Here is a 13,013-nt window from a genome sequence, read left to right as displayed (position 1 = left end):
TGCGACACTAGCTCAGCTGGTAGAGCGCAACCTTGCCAAGGTTGAGGTCACGAGTTCGAACCTCGTGTGTCGCTCCATTTTCTTTCAAGTTATCAAACTTGAATCGGCCTCTAAAGCCACTGCTCTTTCTAATGCTGAGAAGCATAAACCCCCAAAATAAACATTAAATCCTCCTATCGGTGGATATTTTTGTGTCTTGAATTCGCTGAAGCAGATGGAATGCTTGCTATCATCAGAAAAATATTAGGTTTATCTGATGTTTTGCCACATCCATTAACAGACTTATCCACAAAACATGTTATGTGGATAAGTTGGTTGATAAACCTATTTCAGGTAAAAAGCAAACCTTTATATTGAAAGATCTTTTCACTCTCAATTATTACAATACTATTTCAGTATAAACCTAAGTTGTTGTTTTTTAATGCTTTCGGTGGGTTTGTTGTATTTTTTACTGGTAATTTAAAGATCATTAACTTGTTGTTTTTTGATCCTAGTCATTTATTTGAAATGTGTTTAACTTCTTGAATACGGAATAAATTGGTCAATAATTTTGTTTTTTTCCACATTTCTGAATTTGAGAACGATATCAAACATTATTCATTAAAAATGTGTAGGAAGCTTTCAGAGTTATAGCGAAATATAGAGGGGCTGAGCCTGATTATGCGTCTCTTGGTAATCCTTTCTCGACGATTCTAATCAGTCGCTGTTTTTTATTATGCGTTTTACCGACAGATTGAGGGAGTTGATTGTGCTGTTGTTCCATCGCCCAAGCAATATGGGTATCTAACAGTTCACTTTTTCCTTGGTGCGACGTGAGTACTTCGATGATTTGTGAATTGTATGGAGCATTTCCCATCGCGATAAAAATATTGCGTAACCATTGCTGATGCCCTATTCGGCGAATGGCAGAACCTTCCATCTTCTTAAGAAATGTTGCTTCGTCCCATTGAGCGAGTGCGATTAAGTTTGAATCGTTGAAAGCGTCTCTTCGGTAGAAATCCGTTTGTGAGCTGATATCAGCGTGACGATTCCATGGGCATACCAATTGGCAGTCATCACATCCATAAATGCGATTACCAATCAGAGGCCTAAACTCTTCAGGGATAACACCATCAAATTCAATGGTGAGGTAGGAAATACACCGACGTGCGTCGACGACGCCTTCTTCGACAATGGCACCTGTTGGGCATGAGGTAATGCAGGCTGTACATTTACCGCAGGCATCTTCACTTGGTGTGTCTACAGGTAATGGAATATTGACAAGCAACTCTCCTAAGAAGAACCAAGATCCTGATTCTTTGTCGAGAATAAGGGAGTGTTTGCCTGTCCAGCCCAAGCCTGCTTTTTGAGCAAGGGGGCGCTCTAAGATTGGAGCAGAGTCGACAAATGGTCGACAATCAAGGTGATCGACTTCTTTTTCTATTTTCTGCCCGAGTTTTTTCAGTTGGTTGCGAACTAACTTATGATAGTCACGGCCTAATGCGTAGCGGCTAATGTAGCCCTGATTAGGATCTTTCAAGTTGGAAGCGAATTGCGCTTCGGGCGGTAAGTAGTCCATACGAGCACTAATGACCCGAACGGTTCCTGGGTGAAGTTCGTTTGGACGAGCGCGCATCATTCCATGCCTCGCCATCCAGTCCATGTCACCGTGATAGCCTTTATCTAGCCAATCTTGCAAAGCACTTTCATGCTCACTTAAGTCGATGTCACAAATCCCGACCTTTTGAAAACCAAGCTCTTTGGCCCAGATTTTTATTTGTTCAGCAAGTTGGTCAAGATTCATGTTGTCAGCTCTTGTTTGTGAGTGCAGCAAAAAATGGGGGCGAATCTTAACGGATCTTAGCCTCTAAGACCAGAAAACGCGTGTATTAATGTGTATTTTTCATATTACTTACATTTGAGATCTTGTCTCTCAAAAGCAACACAGTTTACTATTCTTGTTCTTTTGATTTTTATATAGTCAACGATCGATATTTAGAGAGTTTATACATGAGCACGAAACATTTTACTTTGAAAGATGAACAAGCAACGATTCTGTTAGGTACGAATCTTTCAAATCTTTGCTCACAGCAGACGACTATTTATCTGCACGGTGATCTCGGTGCGGGCAAGACGACCTTCAGCCGTGGATTTGTCCGAGCTCTCGGTCATGATGGGAATGTAAAAAGCCCAACCTACACCTTAGTTGAACCATATCAGTTGGCGGATTGGCAAGTTTATCACTTTGACCTATATCGTTTAGCCGATCCTGAAGAGTTAGAGTTTATGGGTATTCGTGACTATTTTACTTCTGATGCGATTTGCTTGGTGGAATGGCCAGAAAAAGGCCATGGATTATTGCCTGAAGCTGATTTAGATATTGAGATTCGCTATGACGGTCATCAACGTACCGTATCTCTAACCGCGAATAATGATTATGGAAAAAGCTTACTTGATCAGTTGGAGCTATCTTGATTCTTAAGCGTTTATGTAATGCAGCTAATCTAATTTTGGCTGCATTTTTCGTCTTGCTGTCCCACTCAAGTTTTGCGAATTCTTTAGAAGGGATTCGCGTTTGGCCTTCACCGGATGAAACTCGAGTAGTGATAGATTTAAAAACGGAAGCCGATTACAGCTATTTCACATTGAGTAGCCCTAGTCGACTCGTCGTTGATTTAAAGAAGACAAGCTTAGCAACAAAGCTGCCGCTAAAAATTAGCGATAGCCCTGTATTGACGAAGATCCGTAAGAGTTCTCCGCCAAATAAGAGTACTTATCGATTAGTTTTCGAATTGAAAAAGTCGTCAAAAGCGGAATTGTTTAAGCTCAGCCCGACGCCTGGTGGGCAATACGGTCATCGTTTGGTAGTGGATTTCCCGCATGCCGGTTCCGTGAAAAAGTCTTCAACCCCCGCGCCTTCGAAAAAGCCAACGATCAGTAAAGATATATCTCAAGTCCAGCGAAAAGAAGATATCTTGATTGTCATCGACCCTGGCCATGGTGGGGAAGACCCTGGCTCTATAGGGCCAACTCGAAAATATGAAAAGAACGCCACCCTTAGCATTTCGAAGAAGCTGGCTGCACAGCTTAACGCCGTTCCGGGTGTAAAGAGCCGCTTAACTCGTAATGGTGATTACTTTGTTAACTTGAACCGCCGAGTAGCGATAGCTCGTGAAAACGAAGCTCACCTGTTAGTTTCGATTCACGCAGATGCATTTACAACGCCGCAGCCAAGAGGTGGCTCGGTATTTGTACTTAATACGCGTCGTGCGAATACCGAAATATCGCGTTGGATAGAAAATAAAGAAAAGCAATCTGAGTTGCTAGGTGGCAGTGGGGCGGCATTTACTAGCAACATTGATGACAAGAACGTTAACCAGACTTTGCTAGATCTACAATTTAGTCACTCTCAGAAAGAGGGCTATAAGCTTGCGACGGAAATACTATCGGAAATGGGTAAGGTTGCTAAGCTGCATAACTCTAAGCCGATCAATACTAGCCTAGCGGTATTACGTTCTCCTCAAATACCTTCTGTTCTGGTTGAAACAGGATTTATTTCCAATCCAACAGAAGAGAAACTGCTCTTCCAACGCTCACATCAAGATAAGCTTGCGCGCTCAATCGCAACGGCGATTGTTAAGTACTTAAAAGCGAATCCACCAGAAGGCACCGCTTTTTCCAGTTCGATGAAAGCTAAAAAATATACGGTGAAACGTGGTGATTCGTTATCAGCGATAGCGAAAAGGTACTCAACGACGACGAAAGCGATCATGTCTGCGAATAAGCTGAAGTCGACAAGTTTGGCTGTGGGGCAAGTACTTGTGATCCCTGGTTCATCGGCTACGCTCTCAGTTCCGAAAGCCTCGAATCCTGTAGAAACCAAAGTTGTGACTCATACGGTTTCACGAGGTGACTATTTAGGAAAAATTGCGAATCAATACAAAGTGTCTGTTGCGCAAATAAAACGTGAAAATAAACTGAAGACAGATACTTTAAAGCTCGGGCAAAAGCTCAAGATAACAGTGAGTTTGAAAGACGCGCCCCTGAGGAAGCATAAGGTTTCGCGTGGGGATTACTTAGGTAAAATCGCGGCGAAGTATGGCGTGAGTGTGAACAGTATTCGAAAAGCTAATAAGTTGCGTTCAGATGAACTCGCAATTGGCCAAATCCTGATTATCCCGCATAAGTAAATGTGGCGTTAGCTGATAAGAAGAACGTATGACTATTAAGATATTACCAGCTCGACTCGCTAACCAAATTGCAGCGGGTGAGGTAGTAGAAAGGCCTGCTTCTGTCGTGAAGGAGCTAGTTGAAAACAGTCTTGATTCAGGTGCAACTCGTATCGATATTGATATCGAAAAAGGTGGCGCAAAAATGATCCGCGTCCGAGATAACGGAAAGGGGATTGTAAAAGACGAACTTGCCTTAGCGTTAAGTCGCCACGCCACATCCAAAATTCATACACTCGATGATTTAGAAGCGATCGTGAGTTTGGGCTTTCGAGGTGAAGCGTTGGCGAGTATTAGCTCCGTTGCGCGTTTAACCATGACTTCTCGCCCGACCACACAAGAGCAGGCTTGGGCTGCTTATAGTGAAGGTAGAGATATGCAGGTGAAACTACAACCTGCGGCTCACCCAATCGGAACTTCAGTTGAAGTGCTTGATCTCTTTTTCAATACTCCAGCACGTCGCAAGTTTCTTAGAACGGAAAAAACCGAGTTTACTCATATCGATGAGCTGCTGAAGCGTATTGCGTTGAGTCGATTTGATGTGACGATTAATTTACGCCATAACGGGAAAATGATCCGTCAATATCGAGCGGCAAAAAACGATCTTCAAGCAGAAAAGCGTATTGCCGCCGTATGTGGCAATGCTTTTGTTCGTAATATGTTGAAGATCGAATTGGAGCATCAAGGGTTGAAGCTTCATGGTTGGATCACAACTCCAGAGGGGGCGAGGCAGCAAAGCGACCTACAATATTGTTACGTGAATGGAAGAATGATGCGTGACAAGCTGATCAATCATGCTATCCGTCAAAGCTATGAGACCAGCTTAAGACCTGACCAGTTCGCAACTTATGTACTTTTTATAGAGTTAGATCCACATCAAGTAGACGTCAATGTGCACCCTGCCAAGCATGAGGTTCGCTTCCATCAAGCTCGATTGGTGCATGATTTTATTTATCAAGCTTTGAGTGATGGCCTCGCACAAACAAAACACATTGATGCCACACCGGTTACTCAATCTGCTTTTCATCAACCAAGTAGCTTGGCTGATGGAGAAACGGAACAAGTCCAAGAGCGTGTCTCACAAGTTATTGATAATACACCTGCTTATCCAAGAAAAGCGCCATCGCAAGTTGAGGCTTCTGAGAATCCCACTCCGGTAGTCAACGAAAAGGTTGGTTATTACGGTGCCTCCAAAGAGTTTTCTGGGCGTCAAGAGTGGATAGAATCTAGACCCGCTCCGAAGAAAGAGAAAGAAGCACCTCAGAGGTTCGGAGAGCCTACACCATCTAAAAAAGAAGTAAGGGCATATAAAGAGTTACTAAAAACGCCGAGTGTTGATACCAAGCCGAACCTAATCTCGCCACCGGAACCGTCAGAAAACGCAGTTAAGCCTGCTGTGAATAACCGTGAAGTCGTAACGGAACTCGGTAAAGCGATCACTGTCGTAAATCAGCAATATTTGGTGATGGGAAGCAAGAGTAGCTGTGCGCTTGTTTCTTTGGCGAAAGCTGAATACTTACGAGTTTTGGGTCAGTTAAACACTGAGCAAGAAGGTCTTAAGAGCCAACCACTTTTAGTGCCTTTATCTTTGAAGCTCGGGCGTGATTTGGTTGAAATTGCTAGCGAAGTAGCATTATTGCTGCAAAGCTTCGGAATCGAGCTTAAGCAACGAAATTCAGAAGCAATAATGGTGATGGGAGTACCATCGCCCCTGCGCCAGCAAAACTTACAAATTCTGATACCAGATCTGTTATCTTACGCAGCCTCATTAAAAACAGACGAAAAAGGTACTGTTTTTGATGAAAAAGCATTAGCGAATTGGATTGCTATTCAAATCGCACAAGTAAAAAGCGACTACACTTTATCAGAAGCCATTCAATTGGTTGGGGAACTCGAACAGCTTTGGCACGGTCAACTTCCTTTGGAAGACTCAAGTTTTGTCGTTTCTGTGGATTTCTCAACTACAATTGCTGCTCTTTTAGCTTAATCGATTGAAGCCAAAGCGCTCAGAGCAAGCCATAACAATATAAGTAACTATGACTCAGAAATTACCTTTAGCACTGTTTTTAATGGGCCCGACTGCATCTGGTAAAACAGACTTGGCGATTAAACTTCGCCAAAAATACCCGGTGGAAATCATTAGTGTCGACTCTGCCCTGATTTACAAAGATATGGATATTGGAACGGCGAAACCAGATGCGAATGAATTGGCGCTTGCCCCTCATAGACTCATAGATATTTTGGATCCAAGCGAAGCTTACTCTGCTGCAGATTTTCGTCGAGATGCAATCAATGAAATGAATAAGATTGTGTCTGAGGGAAAAATCCCGTTGCTTGTCGGCGGCACGATGCTTTATTACAAGGCTCTGCTGGAAGGGCTATCCCCACTTCCAGCAGCGGATCAAGACATTCGTAAGCAAATTGAAGCGGAAGCTCAGTCACTTGGTTGGCAAGCTTTGCACGATCAGTTGCGTGCGATAGATCCTGTATCGGCAGATAGAATTCACCCGAATGATCCACAAAGGTTGTCTCGGGCGTTGGAAGTTCACCGAATTTCAGGTAAAACATTAACTGAGCTAACTCAAACAAAAGGTGAAAGCCTGCCTTTTAGAGTTAAGCAATTTGCTATTGCTCCCAAGGAAAGGGCTGAACTGCATCGCCGAATTGAACTTCGCTTCGAGAAGATGATAGAAGCAGGGTTTGAAGATGAAATGAAAGCGTTATACGCTAGGGATGATCTTCACCCGGATCTACCATCAATACGATGCGTAGGTTATAGGCAGATGTGGGACTATTTAGATGGGAATTGTGATTTAAACGAAGCGGTTTTCCGTGGTGTTTGTGCAACCCGTCAATTGGCCAAGCGACAAATTACCTGGTTACGCAGCTGGGATGATTTAACTTGGTTAGATAGCGAAAACATTGAACACGCACTAGAAACTCTTTCAGATGCAATAGCATCTGATCAGTAATGCTGTGTATAATGTGATCGCTTTTGCGTGAATATACTCTGGAAAGGATCCGTTATTGAGGTTTTTTATTTGCTAGCCTTTCAATAACAACGGAGTTTTTTTATTCATTTAGCTCAGATGCAAAGGCCGCACCTTTTTGTGCACCACTAGCTAAATAATTACAACAAAATACAAATAAGGAAAATAAAATGGCTAAGGGGCAATCTCTACAAGACCCGTTTCTAAACGCACTCCGTCGTGAGCGTATCCCAGTATCTATCTACCTTGTAAACGGCATCAAGCTTCAAGGTCAGATTGAGTCTTTCGATCAATTTGTGATCTTATTGAAAAACACTGTAAATCAGATGGTTTATAAGCATGCAATTTCAACTGTGGTACCTGCTCGTGCAGTAAGTCATCACAGTGGTGAGCGCGCACCTTCTGATCGTCCTGAGAAATCTGAAGATTAATAATTTAAATAATGCAGTAAAGACTGCAATAAGGAGTTGGTTGCTTGTTTGACCGTTATGAATCCGGTGAGCGAGCCGTACTTGTTCATATCAACTTCACGCAAGAAGGTGAGTGGGAAGATCTTAGCGAATGTGAAATGCTCGTGTCTTCCGCAGGGGTTGAAACGCTACAAGTGATTACTGGTAGTCGACAATCCCCACTCCCTAAATACTACGTTGGAGAGGGTAAAGCCCAAGAAATTGCTCAAGCCGTTCAGCTAACTGGTGCTGAAATCGTGATTTTTAATCACTCCCTATCTCCTGCCCAAGAACGTAACCTAGAACAACTGTGTAAATGTCGTGTGATCGATCGAACGGGATTGATCTTAGATATTTTCGCGCAACGTGCTCGTACTCATGAGGGTAAATTGCAAGTTGAGCTTGCTCAGCTTCGTCATATTTCGACCCGACTGATTCGAGGTTGGACGCACCTTGAAAGACAAAAAGGTGGTATAGGTTTACGCGGACCAGGTGAAACCCAACTAGAAACAGATCGCCGTTTATTGCGTGATCGAATTAAAGCGATCTTACGTCGTTTGGCTAAAGTCGCGAAGCAACGTGAACAAGGCCGTCGTGCTCGAAATCGAGCTGAAATTCCGACTATTTCTTTGGTTGGTTATACCAACGCAGGGAAATCAACATTGTTCAACCGTATAACTTCTGCTGGCGTATACGCAGCCGATCAACTGTTTGCAACGTTGGATCCTACGTTACGTAAGATCGATCTTGCGGATGTTGGCCCTGCAATACTTGCAGATACGGTAGGTTTTATTCGTCATCTGCCACACGATTTAGTTGCGGCGTTCAAAGCAACGTTGCAAGAAACGCAAGAAGCTGACATTTTGTTACATGTTGTTGATGCCAGTGATGAGCGTTTTCGTGAGAATATTCAAGCTGTTCACGATGTACTAGAAGAGATCGATGCTCATGAAGTGCCGACTCTTGTGGTGATGAACAAGATTGATTGCATGGATGATCAAAAGCCACGCATTGAAAGAGACGAAGAAGGTGTACCTCGTACAGTCTGGGTCTCTGCGATGGAAGGCTTAGGTATTGAATTTTTGTTTGAAGCGTTAACTGAGCGGTTAGCGAGTCAGATTGTGCAGTACCAATTACGAATTCCACCAGAGCATCAAGGCAGAATTCGTAGTACATTCTTCCAGTTGAAATGTATTCAACAAGAAGAATATGATCAGGAAGGTAACTTGTTGATAGATATTAGGATGCAACAAGTTGACTGGTCTAAACTAGAAAAAAGAGAAGGGGCGCTCTTAGGTGGCTTTATCGTTAACTAAGAGACTGCTACAGTATAACGTCATATCAAATGATGGAGCTTTCTAATGGCGTGGAATGAGCCTGGAAATAACAACGGCGATAAAGGCCGCGATAATGACCCTTGGGGTAATAAAAATAATCGTGGTGGCCGAGATCAAGGACCGCCAGACTTAGACGAAGTATTTAACAAACTGAGTCAAAAGTTGGGTGGCAAGTTTGGTAATAAAGGTGGCAACGGTCCATCAATTGGCGGCGGCGGTGCAATTGGCTTTGGTGTCATTGCAGTTATCGCAGTTGCAATCTGGTTCTTCGCGGGTTTCTACACTGTAGGCGAAGCAGAAAGAGCCGTTGTACTTCGTCTTGGTCAGTTTGACCGTATCGAAGAACCTGGTCTTAACTGGCACCCTCGTTTCATCGATGAAATTAAAGATGAACAGCTAGTCAACGTTCAAGCGATTCGTTCGCTACGTGCTTCTGGCACGATGCTAACAAAAGATGAAAACGTTGTGACGGTTGAAATGGGTGTTCAATACCGAGTTTCTGACCCATACAAATATTTGTATCGTGTAACAAACGCTGATGACAGTTTACGCCAAGCGACAGATTCTGCGCTTCGTGCAGTAATTGGTGACTCACTGATGGACAGCATCCTAACCAGTGGCCGTCAACAGATTCGTCAAAGCACTCAAGAAACACTAAATCGTATTATTGATAGCTACGATATGGGTATTCTTATTGTTGACGTGAACTTCCAGTCAGCTCGTCCACCAGAGCAAGTAAAAGATGCATTCGATGATGCTATCGCTGCTCGTGAGGATGAAGAACGTTTTGAGCGTGAAGCTGAAGCGTACCGTAATGACATTCTTCCTAAAGCGACGGGTCGTGCTGAACGTTTGAAGAAAGAAGCGGTCGGTTACTCTGAGCGCACGGTTAATGGTGCGCTTGGTCAAGTGGCACAATTTGAAAAGCTATTACCTGAATATCAAGCAGCGCCAGAGGTTACACGTAACCGTCTGTACTTAGATACGATGGAAAAAGTATATTCAAATACGTCTAAAGTGTTGATTGACTCTGAGTCAAGCGGCAACCTACTTTACCTACCAATTGATAAATTGGCTGGGCAAGGTGGAGCGAAGCAAACTCAGCGTAAAGCGAAAACTACTTCAACCTATGATCAAATTGAACTTGAATCTCAAGCCGATACTCAGTCAACCACTCAGTCTCGTTCTGATAGTTCACGCCAAGGGAGATACTAATAATGCGTAAGTTAATGATCCCTGTATTGGTCGTAGCATTAGCTCTAATGTTGATGTCTGTGTTCGTTATCCCTGAAGGGGAGCGCGGTATCGTGATTCGTTTCGGCCGAGTATTGAAAGATAACAATGATATCTCTCGTATTCATGAGCCGGGCCTACACTTCAAGCTGCCTTTGTTTGATCGTGTAAAAACGCTAGATGCACGTATCCAAACAATGGATGGTCGTTCGGACCGTTTCGTAACGTCTGAGAAAAAAGACGTAATCATTGATACTTACGTTAAGTGGCGTATCGAAGATTTCGGTCAATACTACCTAGCAACCGGTGGTGGTAATGCTCTTACAGCTGAAGCGCTTCTAGAGCGTAAAGTAACGGATGTATTACGTTCTGAGATTGGTTCTCGTGAAATCAAACAGATCGTATCTGGTCCACGTAACAAAGACATCCTGCCTGATTCGGCCAATAGTGAAGAAGTAACCACGGAAGCGGCGAAAGAAGCACTAGAGATTGATGGTGAGCGTGACCAAATCATGTCTGAAGTACTTGTTGGTACTCGTGATTCAGCGATGAAAGACTTAGGTGTTGAGATTGTTGATTTCCGTATGAAGAAAATCAACCTTCCCGATAACATCAGTGATTCAATCTACAAGCGTATGCGTGCGGAGCGTGAGTCAGTGGCTCGTAAACACCGTTCGCAAGGTCGTGAAAGAGCTGAAGTTATCCGTGCGCAAGCTGAGCTAGAAGTCGCAACTGTGCTTGCTGAAGCTGACCGTACTGCTCGTGTAACACGTGGTGATGCGGATGCGAAGGCTGCAAAGATTTACTCAGATGCATACAACAAAGATCCTGAGTTCTTCGGCTTTATGCGTTCACTTCAAGCTTATGAAACTTCATTTAGCGAAAAGAGCGATATTCTAGTACTTGATCCGAAGAGCGATTTCTTCCAGTACATGAATAACTCGAAAGGCGCTCAATAATTACTGATTATTGAAGACTATCAAAAGGCTCCCATTGGGAGCCTTTTTTGTATTAGTTAAGCGCTGGTTTTGACGCTAGGGTATTTAGCTTCCGACCATTACCGCGATGACTAACCCTGCCACGACAAGCGAGCCTCCAATCCTGCGTAGTTGGTTATCAGGCTGTTGGCTAAGTTGGCTCATCATTTCTCGCCACCCTTTTGGAGCGATTAGCGGGCCAATCCCTTCGATAATAAGTACGAGGCCAAGGGCTAACCAGATTGAATTTGACATGCTAGAGCCTTAAAAATACTAAAAGCATAATAGTATCAATGATTTTTGTGAATTTAGTAGTATAACAAGTGCTAATTGGGAAGTGATTAATACGAATAATGAACAAAAAGTGACTGCAAGAAGTGTGATTCAGTGCTAGAATCCATTTTTAATTAGCAACAGAATTGGAAAGATGGGAAATAACGTAGTCGTTCTAGGCACCCAATGGGGTGACGAAGGTAAAGGTAAAATTGTTGACCTTTTAACTGAAGATGCAAAATACGTGGTTCGCTACCAAGGCGGTCACAATGCAGGTCACACACTTGTAATTGACGGTGAAAAAACCGTTCTTCACTTAATTCCATCAGGCATCCTACGTGATAACGTTAAATGTGTTATCGGCAACGGTGTTGTATTATCGCCTGACGCACTTCTTAAAGAAATGAAGCCTCTTGAAGATCGCGGTATCCCAGTACGTGAGCGTCTTTTCATTTCTGAAGCTTGTCCTCTAATTCTTCCGTACCACATCGCAATCGACAACGCGCGTGAAATCGCTCGTGGCGCGAAAGCTATCGGTACAACTGGTCGTGGTATCGGTCCAGCTTACGAAGATAAAGTTGCTCGTCGCGGCCTACGTGTTGGTGACCTTTTCGATAAAGAAGCATTTGCTGAGAAGCTAAAAGAAGTTATGGAATTCCACAACTTCCAACTAGAGCATTTCTACAAAGCTGAAACAGTAAGCTACGAAGAAGTACTAGAGCAAGCGATGAGCTACGCAGATATGTTAACTGCGATGGTTATCGACGTAACTGACGAACTAGACGCAGCACGCAAGCGCGGCGACAAGATCATGTTCGAAGGTGCTCAAGGTACGCTACTAGATATCGACCACGGTACTTACCCATACGTAACGTCTTCTAACACGACAGCTGGTGGTGTTGCTGCAGGTTCTGGTTTTGGTCCTCGTCACATCGGTTATATCCTTGGTATCACTAAGGCTTACTGTACTCGTGTTGGTTCAGGCCCATTCCCTACTGAGCTATACGATGGCCTTGATAAGCAAGACCCAGTTGGCAAGCACCTAGGCGATGTTGGTCATGAATTTGGCGCGACGACTGGTCGTTTACGTCGTACAGGTTGGTTCGATGCTGTTGCTATGCGTCGTGCAATCCAAATCAACTCTCTAACGGGTATGTGTCTAACTAAACTAGACGTTTTAGATGGCCTAGAAGAACTTAAAATCTGTACTGGTTACAAGATGAAAGATGGTTCTATCCTAGAAGTTTCTCCAATGGCTGCTGAGTCATTTGAAGAAGCGACGCCTATCTACGAAACTATGCCAGGTTGGAGCGAGAACACATTTGGTGCTAAGTCTTTAGATGCGCTTCCACAAGCTGCTCTAGACTACATCAAGCGTATTGAAGATCTAACTGGTGTTCCAATTGATATCGTATCAACTGGTCCAGATCGTAACGAGACTATCATCAAGGTTCACCCTTATAGCGCATAATGCTACTGATGCCTTAAGGCATCGATGATAATGAGTTATGAAAGCCGACTTATTGCAAGTCGGCTTTTTTGTACC

Annotated in this window: 11 protein-coding genes and 1 tRNA gene; 10 read left to right on the top strand and 2 right to left on the bottom strand. The window is 43.6% G+C overall.

Annotated elements, in window-relative coordinates:
- Position 1 precedes the first annotated feature (1 nt).
- A tRNA-Gly gene (locus tag ACHUFI_RS21780) sits at positions 2-77 on the top strand.
- Positions 78-658: 581 nt separating this feature from the next.
- Here ACHUFI_RS21780 and queG read toward each other — a convergent pair.
- The gene (queG, locus tag ACHUFI_RS21775; protein ID WP_394253013.1) at positions 659-1,783 is read right to left on the bottom strand and encodes a tRNA epoxyqueuosine(34) reductase QueG; all 1,125 of its coding nucleotides are present in this window, start codon (positions 1,781-1,783) and stop codon (positions 659-661) included.
- Positions 1,784-1,989: 206 nt separating this feature from the next.
- Between queG and tsaE the strand changes: the two genes are divergently transcribed.
- The 8 genes from tsaE (at position 1,990) to hflC (ending at position 11,176) form a co-directional block, all read left to right on the top strand.
- Positions 1,990-2,454 (top strand): tRNA (adenosine(37)-N6)-threonylcarbamoyltransferase complex ATPase subunit type 1 TsaE, encoded by a 465-nt coding sequence (gene tsaE, locus ACHUFI_RS21770; RefSeq protein WP_394253011.1) that lies wholly within the window; start codon positions 1,990-1,992, stop codon positions 2,452-2,454.
- Positions 2,448-4,169, top strand: a complete 1,722-nt coding sequence (locus ACHUFI_RS21765) for a LysM peptidoglycan-binding domain-containing protein (protein ID WP_394253017.1) — start codon at positions 2,448-2,450, stop codon at positions 4,167-4,169. Before tsaE ends, ACHUFI_RS21765 begins: the two co-directional genes overlap by 7 nt.
- Positions 4,170-4,197: 28 nt before the next feature.
- Positions 4,198-6,195, top strand: coding sequence for a DNA mismatch repair endonuclease MutL (gene mutL, locus ACHUFI_RS21760; RefSeq protein ID WP_394253009.1), 1,998 nt, complete (start codon positions 4,198-4,200; stop codon positions 6,193-6,195).
- 49 nt (positions 6,196-6,244) lie between these two features.
- Positions 6,245-7,180, top strand: coding sequence for a tRNA (adenosine(37)-N6)-dimethylallyltransferase MiaA (miaA, locus tag ACHUFI_RS21755; RefSeq protein WP_394253007.1), 936 nt, complete (start codon positions 6,245-6,247; stop codon positions 7,178-7,180).
- A 188-nt stretch (positions 7,181-7,368) separates the two neighbouring features.
- Entirely contained in the window at positions 7,369-7,629 is a 261-nt protein-coding gene (gene hfq, locus ACHUFI_RS21750) for an RNA chaperone Hfq (protein WP_137358719.1), read from the top strand.
- Between the two features lie 44 nt (positions 7,630-7,673).
- The gene (gene hflX / locus ACHUFI_RS21745) at positions 7,674-8,963 is read left to right on the top strand and encodes a ribosome rescue GTPase HflX (RefSeq protein WP_394253004.1); all 1,290 of its coding nucleotides are present in this window, start codon (positions 7,674-7,676) and stop codon (positions 8,961-8,963) included.
- A 45-nt stretch (positions 8,964-9,008) separates the two neighbouring features.
- Positions 9,009-10,199 (top strand): FtsH protease activity modulator HflK, encoded by a 1,191-nt coding sequence (gene hflK / locus ACHUFI_RS21740; RefSeq protein WP_394253002.1) that lies wholly within the window; start codon positions 9,009-9,011, stop codon positions 10,197-10,199.
- Positions 10,200-10,201: 2 nt separating this feature from the next.
- Complete coding sequence (hflC, locus tag ACHUFI_RS21735; RefSeq protein WP_394253000.1) at positions 10,202-11,176, top strand: protease modulator HflC; 975 nt, start codon at positions 10,202-10,204, stop codon at positions 11,174-11,176.
- An 84-nt stretch (positions 11,177-11,260) separates the two neighbouring features.
- On the opposite strand, the gene ACHUFI_RS21730 is transcribed toward hflC, so the two are convergent.
- Positions 11,261-11,449 carry a DUF2065 domain-containing protein gene (locus tag ACHUFI_RS21730; protein WP_394252998.1) on the bottom strand — a complete coding sequence of 63 codons (189 nt, stop codon included), beginning with the start codon at positions 11,447-11,449 and terminating at the stop codon, positions 11,261-11,263.
- A gap of 172 nt (positions 11,450-11,621) precedes the next feature.
- Here ACHUFI_RS21730 and ACHUFI_RS21725 point away from each other — a divergent pair, with 172 nt between their 5' ends.
- Positions 11,622-12,938 (top strand): adenylosuccinate synthase, encoded by a 1,317-nt coding sequence (locus ACHUFI_RS21725; protein WP_394252996.1) that lies wholly within the window; start codon positions 11,622-11,624, stop codon positions 12,936-12,938.
- The last annotated feature ends 75 nt before the right edge of the window (positions 12,939-13,013 follow it).

This window comes from Vibrio profundi, assembly GCF_043642225.1.
Classification (GTDB): Bacteria; Pseudomonadota; Gammaproteobacteria; order Enterobacterales; family Vibrionaceae; genus Vibrio; species Vibrio profundi_A.
Note: the sequence above shows the minus strand (reverse complement) of the source record. Positions and strands in the feature narration are given on the sequence as shown.

Bases quoted from the DNA above. Each gene is read 5' to 3' on its own strand.
- queG (WP_394253013.1), bottom strand. From the start codon at position 1,783: ATGAATCTTGACCAACTTGCTGAACAAATAAAAATCTGGGCCAAAGAG.
- tsaE (WP_394253011.1), top strand. From the start codon at position 1,990: ATGAGCACGAAACATTTTACTTTGAAAGATGAACAAGCAACGATTCTG.
- mutL (WP_394253009.1), top strand. From the start codon at position 4,198: ATGACTATTAAGATATTACCAGCTCGACTCGCTAACCAAATTGCAGCG.
- miaA (WP_394253007.1), top strand. From the start codon at position 6,245: ATGACTCAGAAATTACCTTTAGCACTGTTTTTAATGGGCCCGACTGCA.
- hfq (WP_137358719.1), top strand. From the start codon at position 7,369: ATGGCTAAGGGGCAATCTCTACAAGACCCGTTTCTAAACGCACTCCGT.
- hflK (WP_394253002.1), top strand. From the start codon at position 9,009: ATGGCGTGGAATGAGCCTGGAAATAACAACGGCGATAAAGGCCGCGAT.
- hflC (WP_394253000.1), top strand. From the start codon at position 10,202: ATGCGTAAGTTAATGATCCCTGTATTGGTCGTAGCATTAGCTCTAATG.
- ACHUFI_RS21730 (WP_394252998.1), bottom strand. From the start codon at position 11,449: ATGTCAAATTCAATCTGGTTAGCCCTTGGCCTCGTACTTATTATCGAA.
- ACHUFI_RS21725 (WP_394252996.1), top strand. From the start codon at position 11,622: ATGGGAAATAACGTAGTCGTTCTAGGCACCCAATGGGGTGACGAAGGT.